Genomic DNA, 16,554 nt, shown 5'->3' with positions numbered 1-16,554 from the left:
GTCAAAACTCGTAAGAAGTGCAGGACAAAAAAGCCTGCAACATCCATGAGCTTTGACCATCATTTCTATTGCTTTTATTATTGTAGCAGATTGAGAAAATTTGTCAATCTATATGTACTATGATTGGCGAATTACTTCAAAAGCTCCTTTGTCAATCTCAACTGGGTCAGAGAAGGCATCTAGAACAATCCCTCTCACAGGAAAACTCCCCATCCCTTCCGCAGCAAACAAACAGTCCACAAGAGGTAACTGCAACCAAGAAAATCGGTCATAATAGTCCTTGGGGATGTCCTGAATTTCTAAGAAGCAAGGATAAAAGTAGTCATCTCCCTTTTGCAGAATATCCGGCTTTAGACGAGCACCTTCTTGTCCGTCACTCCCATCCATCAGAGAAGGATTGAAGGGAACCCAGACTTTAGCTTGCTTCAATTCCTTAAACAAGGCCTCTATCGATTCTGTCGTTTTCTCCCTCAAATACGCTTTCTTATAGTCTGAGAGAGTCATTGACTTTTTTTTTTAGCCGTTTTTTTCTTAAAAAACTGAAACATTCTCATTCCTCTTAGAAGCTCTTAAATGTACTGACAAACCTTGCCATCACGGTAGGCATTGTCAATCAAACCGCCACCGAGACATTCTTCACCGTCGTAGAAGACAACTGCCTGTCCTGGTGTAATGGCGCGTTGCGGTTCCGCGAAAATGACCTCTGCCTTGTCTCCTTTGACATGAACAGTCACTTTAGAGTCAGGCTGACGGTAGCGGAATTTAGCCGTACATTCTAATGTAAATTCCTCTGGCATATCACGAGTAAAGTGGACCTGACTAGCTTCTAAGCTAGTCGACATGAGCGAATCATGGTAGAAGCCTTGGCCTACATAGAGAATGTTCTGGCTCAAATCTTTGCCGACAACAAACCAAGGAGCATTATCACCGCCGTGTTGTCCACCGATCCCGAGTCCGCCACGCTGACCGATCGTATAGTACATCAGACCAGCATGCTCACCCATATCGCGACCATCCACAGTCATCATTCGACCAGGCTGGGCTGGTAGGTAGTTGCTGAGAAATTCTTTAAAGTTCTTTTCTCCGATAAAGCAAATTCCTGTTGAATCTTTCTTCTTAGCAGTCGCAAGGCCTGCTTCTTCTGCTAGTCTGCGAACTTCAGGTTTTTCCAAATGTCCCAAAGGGAACATAGTCTTTTGGAGTTGTTCTTGTGAAAGTTGGCTGAGGAAATAGGTCTGATCCTTGCCATTGTCCACGCCACGAAGCATGTGAACGATGCCATCCTCATCACGCGCCACACGGGCATAGTGCCCAGTCGCTACATAATCGGCTCCCAAGGTCATGGCATAGTCCAAAAAGGCCTTGAACTTGATCTCCTTGTTACACATAACATCTGGATTTGGCGTGCGCCCTGCACGGTATTCCGCTAGAAAATACTCAAAAACGCGGTCCCAGTACTCTTTTTCAAAATTGACAGAGTAGTAAGGAATGCCAAGTTGGTCTGCTACCGCAGCCACATCCTTGTAATCTTCGGTCGCCGTACAGACGCCGTTTTCATCTGTGTCGTCCCAGTTCTTCATGAAGATACCGATCACGTCGTAGCCCTGCTCCTTGAGCAAGAGAGCCGTCACCGACGAATCAACACCACCACTCATCCCCACGACAACACGTGTTTTAGAGTTATCACTCATGGTAGTTCTCCCATCTATTCGTTTATTCACGATTGAAGGTCGTGTTTGCTATCACGATTGAAGGTCGTTTGAGCAGTTTTCATTATAACATGCTTAGATAGAGAAGACAAGGAAGAGGCTGATAATCTATCAACCTCTTCTGTCAATACATGAAAATCAGGATACAAAAGAAATCAATTCATTCCTAAATCTCTATTCTCTTTAAAAACTTATTTTTAAAATCAACTAAAAATGATATACTTTAATAAGGAGGAATGCGCACATGATTCCATATATACACCATCATCCCATGTGCGTAGGACTAATGTGAACAACTACAAAGATATTCTAAAATCAAAAAATACTATTTTTATTATTACACTTATTGCAGGTATTGGACTTTTGACAGGCTTAGTCCTCCATCAAGAAAAAAGCCAAGCAGAGAGAGGGAACGTTGCTCTCATCAAACAACAAAAAAATCAACAAGATGTCGAACAAGTAAAAAACGCCATTAAAGACTTCAATATTGATTCTGAAACCATTATAGAAGATTGGAAAAAAATTCAAGAATTAAAACCAACTACTGATGAAGGCAAAAAGACATTAGCAGACTTTCTCGCTTCTACTACCGATAAAGTCACAAATCATTATAGTGAAAAAGCTTTGAAATTAGATATAAAGGATTCTGATAGCCAGTTTCAAGATAAACAAACACTTGAGACAGCCATCACTTCCTTGCAAAAAATAATAGACATCATTAAAAACATTAATTCTGCCAGCGACCAAGCTGCTCTTGAAGAAAAGATAAAACCAATTCAAGAACTAATCTCTAAATTCCAAAAACAAGTTGAAGTCTTGACCAAAAAAGAAGAAGAAAAAACTACCCAAACAGAAACGACTACTAGAGATGCCGGACTAGAAGCCAGCCGCTCAGAAGATAGTAGCTATATTCAAAGCTATCCAGAAATAAATGGAAGAATATCTAATTCCCAAACACCTGCAACGGACCAATACTCCACTGATAGTGCTAGCAGTGGAGGAGATAATGGCGCTAATACAGGAGGTCAAACTGCTGATTCTTCAGGTTCTCAATCAGAGTCTAATAGCGATACAACCAATTCGTCTAACTAATAATCTAGATGGCGAAATCCCATAAACTTGTAAGCCCTCAACACCAATGTTTATAATGATCTCTCATCAAATGTAAACACACAAAAAGAGCCTTAAACTGCTCTTTTTTAGGGCTCTATAATATTTGTAGTGGATAAATTACCTATAGATATTATGGAACCAATTATTGATAAAAACTTTAGTCATCATCGTCTCTATAAAAATATTTTCTGTACACTCTTGATAATACCAAAATTAATGCCAATATCATACCAAGAGCTATAATAATAGAATTTATTAGATTTATTTTAGTATATCCAATCACTAGTCCAATAATTGGACTAGTAGACATGCTTAGATATAATAAAAATGACAAAAAATGAATTTCACCAATTCCTGCAAAAAAATGTTTCATTTTAAATATCCCAATTTTATCTTTCGTTTTAATAATCCACTAGCAAATCTATTGACTTCTCTTTTTTTGAAAAATCTTGACAGCAAATTTACTCCACTTAATGCCACTAAAATTTCAATCGTCATAATTTCTCCAAGAGAAAAATGCAAACTGACAAAGTTCCTACTAAAACACTATACATCCAGCAAATAGAGAGTCAGCAAAAATAAAACAACCGAAATTGGCAGAAAAGCAGCACGATTTGTTTTACAAAAAATAGCATAACAAAGACTACCTATCGAAAACGTCATAATAACTTCAATAGTTATCTTTAGAGCAGGGTAATATATATTTTTAATAAAAAGAATTAAAAGGATAAAAAATACCAATGAACAAAGAACGGATTTGATATAAAATTTTAAATGAATCATAATTTATTTTTTAGGTTCTACCTACTATAGATAAAATCACCTTTCTTATTTTCTTCTCATGATATCCACTTTAATGTCTTGATTAGAACTTCTGTGAATACAAATATGGTAAATTAAAAATCAGGATTCTAACTAAAAGCAATTGATGAAATAAGCAAATCTTACAGCAAATTAAATTTATCCAGAAGCTCTCATGTAATGATTTTAAATCCTAATGAATCTAACCAATGCAGATTTTATTTTGACAGTAGTTCTATAACAACTCTAAATAACACTGGGGTTGCTAGAATCAAAATAACCCCTGCCACAAAGACAATGATTACCCGAAATAGATCTTTATTTTTACGCATTGAAACAACCTCCAATCTATTATTTTCTAGCTACATGATACCTCTTATTTACTTTCTATATTCTTATGATACAATATATTTAATAGAATTCTATTTACTGTTAACTTTTTTCACGAAAAGGAGGAAATCATGCGCTATGATTTCGGGAAAGTATATAAAGACATACGTGAGTCAAAAGGATTGACACAAGAAGAGGTCTGTGGAAATGGCCTTTCAAGAACCAGCCTTTCCAAGTTTGAAAGTGGCAAGGCAACTCCCAAATATGAAAACATGGAGTTTCTTCTCCGTCAAATCAATATGAGTTTTGAAGAGTTTGAATACATCTGCCATCTCTATCAGCCAAGCCAGCGAACAGAAATCATGCAAACCTATCTCAATACGAGTTCCATCTTTGGTACCAGTAGTCTAGTCAACTTATTTGAAACATGCCAAGACTATCTCAAGGTCCATCACGATCTCCCTATAGAGGAAATCAGAGATATGCTGGAAGTTGTTATTTATATCCGTCAACATGGAACAGGACAGCTTTCAATCCAAGTGGAACAAACGGTCAAAAAGCTTTGGGAAAAAATTGAAAAACAAGATACATGGTATGAAGGTGACCTAAAAATCCTCAATACCATACTTTTTAGCTTTCCCATCGAACACCTCCACCTCATCACTGAACAAATCTTGCAGCGCTTGGAAGAATATAAAAACTATCGACATTTATATGAATTACGAATGACAATCCTACTCAATCTGTCCACCATTTACTTGTACAATCAAGATAAAAATACCTGTCAACAAATCTGCTACACCTTACTAGAGGATGCCAAGAAAAAGAAAAGATACGATATTTTAGCTATCGCCTATGTTCGAATAGGTATTTGTACTAGTAATGATCATCTTATTCAAAAGGGCTTCTCCCTTCTGGAGTTAACTAATGAAACCTCAATGCTATCTCACCTCAAAAAGGAAGTAGAGACCTGTTATCAAGCAAAGGAAATATAAAAAAGTCGAGGAAATCCCTCGACTTTTGCATCTTATTCTGCTAGTTAGTTCTTAATACCAACCGTTGTTAAGCCAGAAGTTCTTAGCTGCAGTCCATGAACCGTAACGTCCTGCAACGTAGGCATCTGCTACACGTTCTTGGTTTTCTGCTGAGTAGTCGCCGTTCAAGTATGAATCTGTCAATTGGTAACGTCCGATGTAACGTCCATTTGTAGCTGTGTAGCTACCGCCTGATTCTTTTTGAGCGATCCATTCTTTGGCTTCTGCTTCTGATCCGCTTACTGTTGCTGCTGGAGCAGTGTAGCTTTCTTCCACAACTGGTGCTGCTGGTGCTTCATAAGTTGTTGTTTCAGTTGCTTCTGCTTCGTAAGTTACAGCTTCAGTAGTTGCCTCTGTTGTAGCTGGAGCCTCATAGGTTGTTGAAGTCGTTGCAGCTACTGCAGCAGCTGGACCATCAATAATCAAGACTTGGTCTACAAAGATAAGGTCAGTATTTTCAATATTATTCAATTCAGCCAATTTTTCAACAGTTGTGTTGTGTGTTTCTGCAATTTCTGAAAGAGTGTCACCAGCTTTAACTGTGTAAGTCGTTGTCTCTTGCGCAAAAGTTAGTGATGGTGCAAGGAAAGCAAGTACGACTGCCAATCCTGCAAATTTTGTTTTAATAGTTGATTTCATTTAAAAAGTTTCTCCTTCTTTCTTATATTTCCATCATACCCTACTATTATTACTGTTTCTTGACGTTTTTATGTAGAAATATTACAAGACTATGTTTTATTTCACTTAAATAGCCTTTTTTTGTTACAAAAGGCTTGATTTTATAGTCTTTATGGGGATTCTAGATATTTGATAATGGAATTGAGCGCTTGCATCTAATCTTTGATATAATAGAGGTAAGAATCTTTTGAAGGGGAAACAGATGCAATCACTTCGTTTTCAATCTGTCTTTGATATTATTGGGCCAGTCATGATTGGGCCGTCTAGTAGTCATACAGCAGGAGCTGTTCGAATCGGGAAAATCGTCTCATCTATCTTTGACGATACTCCTACCGAGGTCGAATTCCAACTTTTTAACTCTTTTGCAAAAACCTATCGTGGACACGGGACAGACCTTGCCCTTGTAGCTGGAATCTTAGGAATGGATACAGATGATCCAGAAATCCCTAACAGTTTAGAAATCGCCCACAAGCGTGGCATCAAAATCGTCTGGACTATCCAAAAAGATAGCAACGCACCTCATCCAAACACTACGAAAATCACTGTGAAGAATGATCGTAAGACTATCAGTGTAACAGGAATTTCAATCGGTGGTGGTAATATCCAGGTGACAGAGCTCAATGGTTTTGCGGTATCCCTTAATATGAATACTCCTACTATCATCATTGTCCATCAGGATGTTCCTGGTATGATTGCTCACGTGACAGAAGCTCTCTCTCGCTTTGATATCAACATCGCTCAGATGAATGTGACCCGAGAAAAGGCTGGTGAGAAAGCCATTATGATTATCGAAGTTGATAGTCGCAACTGTGACGAATCTATCGAAGAAATTCGTAAAATTCCTCATCTGCACAATGTCAATTTCTTTCAATAGGAGGAACTATGTTTTATTCTATCAAAGAATTAGTCCAACAAGCCGACTTAGATTTTCAAGGAAATGTCGCTGAGCTCATGATTAGGACTGAGTTTGAATTGACTGGTCGTGAACGCGAAGAAGTTCTCCTTCTCATGGAACGCAACCTTGAAGTCATGAAAGCTTCTGTAGAACTCGGACTTAGCGAGAAGAAATCTCGTAGTGGCTTAACAGGTGGAGATGCTGCCAAACTAGACCACTACATCAAAAAAGGAAAGACCTTATCAGACTTAACTGTCTTGTCTGCTGCTCGGAATGCTATCGCCGTTAATGAACACAACGCCAAGATGGGGCTCGTTTGTGCAACTCCTACCGCTGGTAGTGCCGGCTGTCTTCCAGCCGTTCTCACATCTGCTATTCAAAAGTTAGATTTAACGCATGAACAACAACTAGACTTTCTCTTTGCTGCCGGTGCTTTTGGGCTCGTCATTGCTAATAACGCTTCTATCTCGGGAGCCGAAGGTGGCTGCCAGGCCGAAGTCGGTTCAGCTTCAGCCATGAGTGCCGCTGCCCTAACTCTAGCTGCAGGCGGAACACCTTATCAAGCGAGCCAGGCCTTGGCTTTTGTCATTAAAAATATGCTCGGTCTCATTTGTGACCCAGTTGCAGGTTTAGTTGAAGTTCCTTGTGTCAAGCGTAACGCTATGGGAGCAAGCTTTGCCTTCATCGCAGCCGATATGGCTCTGGCTGGTATTGAATCAAAAATCCCAGTTGATGAGGTCATTGACGCCATGTATCAAGTAGGTTCTAGCCTGCCAACTGCCTTCCGTGAAACAGCTGAGGGAGGCCTTGCTGCCACACCGACAGGCCGTCGCCTTCAAAAAGAAATCTTCGGCGAATAATTTCAAAATAACTAGGAGAGTATATGTCATCAATTTCTGCTATTTTTTTCGATTTAGATGGAACACTCGTGGACAGTTCTATCGGCATTCACAATGGTTTCACCTATACCTTTGAGCAACTGGGAGTGACAAGTCCTGATGCCAAGACTATTCGTGGTTTTATGGGTCCTCCGCTAGAAACCAGCTTTGCCACTTGCTTACCACCTGAGCAGATTGAACAAGCTATCCAGCTTTATCGCTCCTACTATAAGGAAAAGGGTGTTTACGAAGCACAGCTTTATCCTCATATCAAAGATTTACTCATAGAACTAGCTGAACAATATCCTCTCTATATCACCACTACGAAGAATACACCAACCGCTCTCGATATGACTAGTAATTTTGAGATTGACCACTTCTTTGATGGCATCTATGGTTCAAGTCCTCAAGCCTTGCACAAGGCAGATGTCATTCGTCAGGCTCTGGAAACCCATCATCTAGCTCCTGAAACGGTCGTTATTATCGGAGATACCAAGTTTGATATGATTGGTGCCCAAGAAACGGGCCTTAAAAAACTAGCAGTAACTTGGGGATTCGGTGAAGAGAAAGACCTCATGAGCTATGACCCTGACTGGATTGCTCACCAAACAGAGGATATTTTAAGGCATTTACAGAAGAAAGATTAAGCAAAAGACTCCCAAATCTAGCATCCTAGACTTGGGAGTCTTTTTATCTGTACTTGACTAGGAAAAATGCCTTTCCTCACATTGGTTACATTATTCAAAAGGGGAAACTTCTTCGGCTTCAACTTCTTTAGATCTATCGATAGTGACTATTTCTACTTCCTTAGTGGGCATAGCTAGCAAGACCAAAAGAGCGATACCACCCATTGGAACGAAGTGAAGGAAGATGAAGGCCCAGTGAAGACCTGCATCACGCAAACGGCGAACTTTTACAGCAAGGCTTGGTGTAAATAACACTATAGCTAAAATCATATAAACACTTATGATTGCTACTCCTAAAATAGGATCTGTTTCTCGGGAATCCTTCAATGCCATTTGAAAATAGAATATATAAAGGGGGAGGAACAAAATACTATTCATCAGCCAAACCCACCAAAAGTCTGAACGTGTTGAACGACCTGTAAAATCTGCATAGCCTTTAAAGAAATTTTTATATGCCCGAATCATAAGTTACTCCTAATTATTTAGTTGTATATTTTAGTCTATCAGATACTGCTAGAAATCACAAATATTTACAAATAAAACACTCCTCAATCCACAAATGGATATGGGAGTGTTAGTGGTTTATCTAATCGTAGGAAGAATACTAGTCAGCTAAATAGATGGTAAAGTTTGACTATCCTATTTGTTGTCTGGTTCTTCGAAAGGTGAAACTTCCACAAGTTCTTCAACTTCAACTTCTTCAGCTTTATTAAGGGTTACTACCTCTACTTCCTTGCTTGGCATAGCTAACAAGACTAGTAAAGCAATTCCTCCAACCACGGGAATAAAATGTACAAAAATCAGAGCCCAGTGAAAACCAGCATCACGGAGACGGCGAACTGTCAAAGCTAACATAGGTAAGATTAGGGCAAGACCGAAAATCATATAGACAATAGCGAGTCCACCCAAGGCAAGAAAAGCACCCTCTTCTCCTTCGCTAAATATAGCATTAAAGTATGCTGAATAAAGAGGGATAAGAAGTAGTATGTTTGTTAGCCAAATCCACCAATACTCTGAACGTGTTGAACGGCCTGTGAAATCTACATAACCTTTAAAAAAACTTTTATATGCGTTAATCATAAGTTACTCCCTAATTTTTTTATTTACTATAGTTTATCATATCTGTTCACTAATAACAAGTTTGTTCAAAAAACTCTGAAAATCTCTCCAAATCTAGAAAAAAAGATACTATCCCTTCCCTCCTATCAAAAAGAGTTCCAGAGATAATACCTTAGTTTTGTTTTTAATCAGTGTGAGTTGTTTCATTGGCAAAACCGATAATGGCTTGCTTCAACTCAGAACCTCGCAAGGCACGGAATTCTTCAATCTTTTGATCGATGACTTCAAGTGGCATGACATTAACCTTGCCCACAAAAATCTTATCCATGACTTGATTATCCACTAATTCGGTTGATACTAGCAACTCCTCATAGAGTTTTTCACCTGGACGGATCCCCACTTCTACAATCGGAATTTCATTTTCAGTACGCCCACTGAGAAGAACCATTTTCTTGGCCAAATCATAAATCTTAACAGGTTGACCCATATCAAGGATGAAGACTTCTCCATCTTTGGCATAAGCTCCTGCATGGATAACCAAACGACTAGCTTCTGGAATGGTCATAAAGTAACGAGTCATACGGAAGTCTGTTACGGTCACCGGGCCACCCTCTGCAATCTGACGCTCAAAGACTGGAATCACACTACCACGACTACCAAGAACATTCCCAAAACGAACCGCACAATAGGTAGACTGGCTACGTTGGTTGAATCCTGTAACAATCAACTCTGCCACACGTTTGGTAGCTCCCATAACGTTCGGTGGATTAACAGCCTTATCTGTCGAAATCATAACCATCTTCGGCACCTTAGCAGCATCAACTGCCTTGGCAACATTATAAGTTCCTAGGATGTTATTTTTAAAGGCTTCTTTGGGATTACGTTCCATCATCGGCACGTGCTTATGGGCAGCAGCGTGGTAAACAATAGCTGGTTCATACTTCTCAAATACTTGAAGTAAGCGATCATAGTCTTGAATATCTGCAATCACAGGAACATAGTCAATTCCTTGAAAGCTACGAATCAATTCATGATAAATCAGATAAATCGAATTTTCCCCGTGCCCCAAAAGGACTACGCGCTCTGGATTGAAGCGACTAACCTGACGACAAATTTCAGAACCGATGGAGCCTCCTGCACCTGTCACCAGGATAGTTTTACCAGTAATTTCTGATCCTAGGCGTGACTCATCAAGTTTAATTTCTTTACGTCCCAAAAGGTCCGTAATATCAATCTTTTGGAAGCCACCCACTTGCGGATGGATACCTTGGACAACCGACTCAATCTTGGGCATCTTATAACACTTCAAGCCAAGTTGGTTACACATTTTCAAGATGCGCTCATATTCTGACGGATCAAGGGAAGGGATCGCAACAATGACTTTCTCAATCTGATGACGTTTGGCCAATTCTGGCAACTGATCATAGGAACCTAAAACTGGAATACCACCGAGCTTCTGACCTTTTTTCTTTTCATCATTATCCAAAATACCGACTAACTCAAGATCACTCGTAGGATGTTGGTAGCTGTTCATAAAGAGAGCTCCACCGTCCCCAGCACCAATCAAGAAGGTACGACGGTGTTCCCCTTCTCCATCACCCTTTTTACGTCTAGAATAGATCAACTGCCAAGTGATACGAGGAAGTAAGATCAAGAAGGTGCTGAGCAAGATAAAGAGGACAATGAAACGCACAGAGAAAAGTGGCAAGAAGGCGTAGCAAATAAGATAAGACAAGACACTGCTGATACTTACTCCGATGAATATCTTCATAAAGTCTGTGATTTTGCTATAGCGACTGATGCTGGCATTGAGCCCCCAAAATCCAATCATAATCTGATAGAACAAGAAGGTCAAGCTAGTATAGATGACATAGTCCACAGGTGCTGGATTGATCAATCCATAAAATAAAATATAAGAAACAATGATAGAGGAAATCATGCTGGTAGCATCAAAAATACCCCAAAAGACTTGTTTTTGTTGTTTATTTAGTACTTCAACCAGATCAATTACATAATCTGTCATTTTTTTGTTCATGTGAATGGTATCCTCCTACACAAAATCACATTTTCTAGTAATTACAAGATATAATTACAAGATATTTTTTTAAACTGATGAGCTATTTGCTTTTTCTCAATAGCTTTAAAAATATAAACTGTCGCACAAATCCCGGACATAGAGCAACGACAACTTGGATTAAAACACTTTTCAGATATTCGCCATAAGAAATCTGTCCACGTGCGTGCATTCTTTGGCGTGCTTGGCGATAGAGTTTGAGATAGCGAAGACCTCCACGGCGTTCAAACATTCCTGCTCCCACGCGCACCTTACAAAGAATTTGATCCACATTTCCAGTCCGAGCACCAGCGCTAATCATATTGAGCCAAAGCAGGTCATCTTCCATATAAAGACCATCTTCATAGTTGCCTGCTTTTAAAACCATCTCTTTTTTGAACATGACCGTCATGTGATTGAAGGCACTTCTCATGCGTTGGTAGGCGACTATCTCTTCGTGATTGATAGGAACGCGACGATAGGACGCTATTTCATCAGGTTGGTCAATGAATTCTGCGATATGACCTCCCAGCAAGTCCAAGTTTTCCTTTTCCATCAAGTCAAACTGTTGTTCGAAACGGTCTTCGACAGCAATATCATCCGTATCCATACGAGCAATGACGTCATATTGGCACTGTAAGACGCCATACTGAAGCGCTAATCCCAGTCCACGGTTTTGTTCAAGTGAACAGCGTTTAATTGGAATACTTGACTGTGCTGTCAATTTTTCCAAAACTTGATAGAGTTCAGGTGTCAATGGACCGTCTTCGACGATAACCACTTCGCTAGGTTTGAGCGTTTGATGTAAGATACTCTCTACCGCTTCTTCCAAAAAAGTAGGATTTTCTTTGATATAGACTGACATCAAGACACTAAATTTCCGATTTTCAGACACAGTTTTTCTCCAATGTATAGATTTTCTTCCACTATTTTATCACAAATTTTCCGACTTTCCTATTTTTATTTGAATCCCAGAAAAAAACTAGTAAACAACTCATCCTTCTTTACTGTTATTTAGCTCAAGTAAAAACCGAATCTCCCTACTCTAGCTTGACATCTCTTGAAAAAAAACTTAAAATAAGCTGTTATCAAAATCATCTTAGAGAGGTTCACATGAAAAAACGTTCACTCTTTTTTATTCTAGGAATTATCTTAATCGGAGCGGTCTTAAGAGCTCCTTTCACAGCTTTGCCAACTATTTTAGGTGACATAGCTCAAGGTTTAGGAGTTGAGGTCAGCTCACTTGGTGTTTTGACCAGCCTTCCTCTCTTGATGTTTGCCCTCTTCTCCTCTTTTGCGACTCGTTTAGCTCAAAAGATTGGACTCGAGCACCTTTTTACCTATAGCCTTATCGTATTGACCATAGGTTCAGTCATTCGTATCTTCAATCTCCCATTGCTTTATCTGGGAACCCTACTCATCGGAGCAAGTATTGCTATCTTTAACGTACTCCTTCCTAGCGCCATTCAGGCCAACTACCCACAAAAGATTAGCCTCCTGACAACAGTATATGTGACTTCCATGGGAATCGCAACAGCTCTTGCTTCCTATTTCTCTGTCCCCATTACTCAGGCGACATCTTGGAAAGGCTTAATTCTATTTCTATCCTTGGTCTGCCTACTAACTTTAGTGGTCTGGTTGCCCAACCATGGTCACAATCATTTTCTAGAAGGACATGAGAAAAAACAAGAGAAAGAGAATATCTTAAAAAATAAAAATGTCTGGGCCATCATCGTTTTTGGTGGACTTCAATCCCTCCTCTTTTATACTAGCATGACTTGGTTACCAACCATGGCCACCGGTGCAGGACTGTCTCACACGGACGCTGGTCTTCTAGCTTCTATCTTTTCACTGATCAGTATCCCCTTCTCGATGACCATTCCAAGTTTAACAACTCGTTTGTCCAATCGTCACCGTCAAATCATGCTGGCTGTCCTCTCCCTAGCTGGGATGCTAGGAATTGCTATGCTTCTCTACCCAAGCACAAGTTTCGTCTATTGGCTAGTTGCCCATCTTTTGATTGGTACTGCTTGTAGCGCTTTCTTTCCTTATCTCATGGTTTGTTTCTCCATCAAAACCAGCTCGCCTGAAAAAACTGCCCAATTATCTGGACTTGCCCAGACCGGAGGCTACATTTTAGCAGCCATCGGTCCTACCTTGTTTGGCTATAGTTTTGACATGTTCCATTCTTGGATCCCAGCCGTACTGGCTCTCCTCATCATTGATGTCATCATGACGGTCGCCCTCTTTATAGTGGATAAAACTGAGAAAATACTCTAAAAAAAGTTTTTAGAATTTGCCACAAATAAATATACTTTGAAAGCCAGACTGAGTCTGGTTTTTTGTATAAGTATATATCTAAAAATCATCATACATATACTGGGAGAAAGATATAGTTTTTGATATAATAAAATATGTAGAAACTAATTATCATACGAAAAATACATTAGTTTATAAGATAGCTACTATTTCAAGCGAGGTACATAGAATGGATGAACAGAAATACAATTTGGATCAAAGTTTAGCAGAGTTAGATAAACTCGTTGACTTATCAGCCGAGGTGACAGATAAGACTGCCTGTGAAGCTCTAGCAGAAAAAGCAAGAATAATTTATGAACAATATCCTGAATCAGAAGACATTGCGTTGCGATACGCTATGGTTTTATACAATCTTTCAAACGGGCAAAATGATATCAAGGAGCGTAAAGAAACCATATCAGAATTAGAAATCTTATCCCTAAAATTTCAACATTCTAAAGATATTGCGTTACGGTATGCTATGGCCTTATTCAATCTTTCAAACCGACAAAATGACATCAAAGAGCGTATAGAAACTATATCTGAACTAGAGAGTTTAACCTTGAAGTTTCAACATTCTGAAGACATTGTTTTACAGTATGCTAACGCTTTATTCAATCACTCAAATCTACAAAATGATATCAAAGAGCGTATAGAAACTATATCTGAACTAGAAAGATTAACCTTAAAGTTTCAACATTCTGAAGACATTGCTTTACGATATGCTATGGCTTTAGTCAATTTGGCAACTGAACAATTAAATGTAGAAGAACTAGGAAATATCGCCAATTTAGTCAAACAAATGTTTGAGCAGTTTAAACATTCTGAAGATATTGCTTTACAGTATGCTATGGCTTTAGTCAATTTGTCAGCTGAACAAATAAATGTAGAAGAACTAGGCAAGACTGTGAATTCAGTCAAACAAATGTTTGAGCAGTTTAAGCAGTCTGAGGATATTGCTTTACGATATGCCATGATTTTATACAATCTTTCAAACATGCAAAATGATATCAAGGAGCGTAAAGAAACTATATCTGAACTAGAAAGATTAACCTTAAAGTTTCAACATTCTGAAGACATTGCTTTACAATATGCTATGGCTTTAGTCAATTTGTCAGCTAAACAAATAAATGTAGAAGAACTAGGTAAAACTGTGAATTCAGTCAAACAAATGTTTGAGCAGTTCAAACATTCTGAAGACATTGCTTTACAGTATACTACCGCTTTAGTCAATCTATCAACTAAACAGACTAAAGCTGAAGAAATTGCTGAAACTACTCAGAAAATTAAAGATATTTACAAAAAATTCAATGAACCTCAAGATATTGCGTTACGGTATGCTATAGCCTTATTCAGTTTGTCACTTAAACAAACCAACTTAGATAAATTGAATAATATCGCTTCTAAATTAAAGAAAATAGCTTATAATTTTGAAAAAAATGAAGATATCACTTTATGTTACGCCGAAGTTCTTACCAAAATTATCACCAAACAACAAAACGAAGATGAAAAACTTGAAATCATAGACAAACTAAAAAGATTACACAATAGATTCGTACAGTCTGAAGAAATTACTGTTCAATATCTTACAGCTCGGATGGATTTGGTAAAAAATAATCAGATAGATAAATCAAATCTCCTAAACGATATCTATCAGTCCTTGGAATCTATTCCGAGTATTAAAATTTTAAATATGCTAATCGAGATACTCGAAAACGAAGAACAATTTAAGCGAGATCAAGTTCCGATTTCCACTACTAATAATATCGTAAAAGCTCTGGATAAACTTTGTTTTGATTCATCTACTGAAGAAGGGAAAGATGAAAAAGAGAAAGATTTGCTTATTCGCACCTTGAAACGTGTTAACATCTCCAATACAAAATATGATATTTTAAAAACCTGGATAGATGATTACGGAGAAGACTCAAAAAAAATCAATAAGCTAATTAAAATTTATACGCTTGTCCAACAAATTAAGTATGAGCTTGGATTGAAGGTTGAAGACAAAAATAGGAAACTAAAATTCGGTCACTATACTTCAGGAGAAGCACTCCAAAGCATACTAGGAAAAGAGGATAAACCTCCATTCTCCAGCTTAGGAAAAACACGCCTGAATAACGCCAACTACATGAACGATCCTGAAGAAGGTGTTATTCTAGAAAATGTTTTAAAATTAGAAAAACGCAATCCTTTGGAACCTAGCTCTTGGTTTTTAATGAGTTTCACTAGCAAAACAGATGATCTAGCTATGTGGTCGCAATATGGAAATAATGCAGAAGGGGTCTGTATTGTACTAAAGGAGAATGATTTTGCTCGTTATCATTCACTTAGTGACCTTCCTTGGTATCAACAAATCGGTTATAAAATGAAATCAAGTGTTGGAATCCAAAACGATAACTCTCTAAATGAATCCGACAAAGAGAAGTCAACTAGAGGCAATGAAAGTGCACAAAATTATGAAGACAAACATTCTACATCGAAGAATGATATGGATTATTTATATCGCGTAGCTTATGTTAATGACCAATTCGACATCGAAGAAACTGAACTATTCACCAGTGCAGAAGTAACGCGATTAAAAAAATTGTTAGGAGAGTTAAAATCAGAATTACCAGACTATAAAAATTCAGAAGATCCTTTCTATAAAGCCATCTCCAACTGTATCGAAGAAATTCGTTACTTGTTTAAATCTGTAGATTATAAATATGAGAATGAACTGCGTATCTTACGCTATGCTAATCTAGACTCAAGTAATAAGGAAATCAAAATTGACAAAACCTCTGGAGTAGGTAAACTTTATATAGAACGGGAAAATCCAATTAAAATTGAGGAGGTCATTTTTGGTCCTAAGTTTCAAAATCCTGAATATGTAACTCCTTTATTGAAACTTTTGGATAAGAAAATTAAGTATGAGAAATCTATGATAAAATTCAGATAAACTTCTCAGAATTTCCTCCAATCTTCTAGTTTTTGCTAGAAGATTTTTTATATATAAAAATTTTACACATATTACTTGACAG

16 protein-coding genes are annotated in these 16,554 nt (G+C 38.3%); 7 read left to right on the top strand and 9 right to left on the bottom strand.

The window, feature by feature from the left end; translation table 11 throughout:
* Window positions 1–117: 117 nt before the first annotated feature.
* Window positions 118–504: an SseB family protein gene (locus ACORHT_RS00385; RefSeq protein WP_414284732.1), complete on the bottom strand. Its 387-nt coding sequence runs from the start codon at window positions 502–504 to the stop codon at window positions 118–120.
* A gap of 65 nt (window positions 505–569) precedes the next feature.
* The gene (mnmA, locus tag ACORHT_RS00380) at window positions 570–1,691 is read right to left on the bottom strand and encodes a tRNA 2-thiouridine(34) synthase MnmA (protein ID WP_049504854.1); all 1,122 of its coding nucleotides are present in this window, start codon (window positions 1,689–1,691) and stop codon (window positions 570–572) included.
* A 306-nt stretch (window positions 1,692–1,997) separates the two neighbouring features.
* Between mnmA and ACORHT_RS00375 the strand changes: the two genes are divergently transcribed.
* The gene (locus ACORHT_RS00375) at window positions 1,998–2,801 is read left to right on the top strand and encodes a hypothetical protein (protein ID WP_414284730.1); all 804 of its coding nucleotides are present in this window, start codon (window positions 1,998–2,000) and stop codon (window positions 2,799–2,801) included.
* A gap of 178 nt (window positions 2,802–2,979) precedes the next feature.
* On the opposite strand, the gene ACORHT_RS00370 is transcribed toward ACORHT_RS00375, so the two are convergent.
* Window positions 2,980–3,195 (bottom strand): hypothetical protein, encoded by a 216-nt coding sequence (locus ACORHT_RS00370; RefSeq protein ID WP_084954284.1) that lies wholly within the window; start codon window positions 3,193–3,195, stop codon window positions 2,980–2,982.
* Complete coding sequence (locus ACORHT_RS00365) at window positions 3,192–3,320, bottom strand: hypothetical protein (protein WP_434350249.1); 129 nt, start codon at window positions 3,318–3,320, stop codon at window positions 3,192–3,194. The genes ACORHT_RS00370 and ACORHT_RS00365 overlap by 4 nt, the downstream gene beginning before the upstream one ends.
* 764 nt (window positions 3,321–4,084) lie before the next feature.
* Here ACORHT_RS00365 and ACORHT_RS00360 point away from each other — a divergent pair.
* Window positions 4,085–4,948, top strand: a complete 864-nt coding sequence (locus tag ACORHT_RS00360) for a helix-turn-helix domain-containing protein (RefSeq protein ID WP_414294569.1) — start codon at window positions 4,085–4,087, stop codon at window positions 4,946–4,948.
* A 51-nt stretch (window positions 4,949–4,999) separates the two neighbouring features.
* Here ACORHT_RS00360 and ACORHT_RS00355 read toward each other — a convergent pair whose 3' ends face one another.
* Window positions 5,000–5,626 (bottom strand): LysM peptidoglycan-binding domain-containing protein, encoded by a 627-nt coding sequence (locus ACORHT_RS00355; protein WP_434350248.1) that lies wholly within the window; start codon window positions 5,624–5,626, stop codon window positions 5,000–5,002.
* A gap of 241 nt (window positions 5,627–5,867) precedes the next feature.
* Here ACORHT_RS00355 and sdaAB point away from each other — a divergent pair, with 241 nt between their 5' ends.
* Genes sdaAB through ACORHT_RS00340 form a run of 3 tightly spaced genes read left to right on the top strand, consistent with a single transcriptional unit; the run spans window position 5,868 to window position 8,085 of the window.
* A complete protein-coding gene (gene sdaAB / locus ACORHT_RS00350; protein ID WP_075228981.1) occupies window positions 5,868–6,539 on the top strand; it encodes an L-serine ammonia-lyase, iron-sulfur-dependent subunit beta in 672 nt (223 codons plus the stop codon).
* Window positions 6,540–6,547: 8 nt separating this feature from the next.
* A complete protein-coding gene (sdaAA, locus tag ACORHT_RS00345) occupies window positions 6,548–7,420 on the top strand; it encodes an L-serine ammonia-lyase, iron-sulfur-dependent, subunit alpha (protein WP_414321727.1) in 873 nt (290 codons plus the stop codon).
* 23 nt (window positions 7,421–7,443) lie between these two features.
* Complete coding sequence (locus tag ACORHT_RS00340; RefSeq protein ID WP_434350247.1) at window positions 7,444–8,085, top strand: HAD hydrolase-like protein; 642 nt, start codon at window positions 7,444–7,446, stop codon at window positions 8,083–8,085.
* 90 nt (window positions 8,086–8,175) lie between these two features.
* Here ACORHT_RS00340 and ACORHT_RS00335 read toward each other — a convergent pair whose 3' ends face one another.
* From ACORHT_RS00335 to ACORHT_RS00320, 4 genes are all read right to left on the bottom strand, one after another.
* On the bottom strand, window positions 8,176–8,589 hold the full coding sequence (locus ACORHT_RS00335) for a DUF805 domain-containing protein (RefSeq protein ID WP_434350246.1): 414 nt from the start codon (window positions 8,587–8,589) through the stop codon (window positions 8,176–8,178).
* Window positions 8,590–8,763: 174 nt separating this feature from the next.
* Window positions 8,764–9,204 (bottom strand): DUF805 domain-containing protein, encoded by a 441-nt coding sequence (locus ACORHT_RS00330; protein WP_434350245.1) that lies wholly within the window; start codon window positions 9,202–9,204, stop codon window positions 8,764–8,766.
* A 163-nt stretch (window positions 9,205–9,367) separates the two neighbouring features.
* Window positions 9,368–11,218, bottom strand: a complete 1,851-nt coding sequence (locus ACORHT_RS00325) for a polysaccharide biosynthesis protein (RefSeq protein WP_434350244.1) — start codon at window positions 11,216–11,218, stop codon at window positions 9,368–9,370.
* 82 nt (window positions 11,219–11,300) lie between these two features.
* On the bottom strand, window positions 11,301–12,131 hold the full coding sequence (locus ACORHT_RS00320; protein WP_434350243.1) for a glycosyltransferase: 831 nt from the start codon (window positions 12,129–12,131) through the stop codon (window positions 11,301–11,303).
* A 218-nt stretch (window positions 12,132–12,349) separates the two neighbouring features.
* On the opposite strand from ACORHT_RS00320, the gene ACORHT_RS00315 reads away from it, so the two are divergent.
* Window positions 12,350–13,516: a CynX/NimT family MFS transporter gene (locus ACORHT_RS00315; RefSeq protein WP_434350242.1), complete on the top strand. Its 1,167-nt coding sequence runs from the start codon at window positions 12,350–12,352 to the stop codon at window positions 13,514–13,516.
* A gap of 208 nt (window positions 13,517–13,724) precedes the next feature.
* Window positions 13,725–16,472, top strand: a complete 2,748-nt coding sequence (locus ACORHT_RS00310; RefSeq protein WP_434350241.1) for a DUF2971 domain-containing protein — start codon at window positions 13,725–13,727, stop codon at window positions 16,470–16,472.
* Window positions 16,473–16,554: the final 82 nt, after the last annotated feature.

Source organism: Streptococcus sp. KHUD_014, from assembly GCF_051106275.1.
In the GTDB taxonomy this organism is placed as follows: Bacteria; Bacillota; Bacilli; order Lactobacillales; family Streptococcaceae; genus Streptococcus.
Note: the sequence above shows the minus strand (reverse complement) of the source record. Positions and strands in the feature narration are given on the sequence as shown.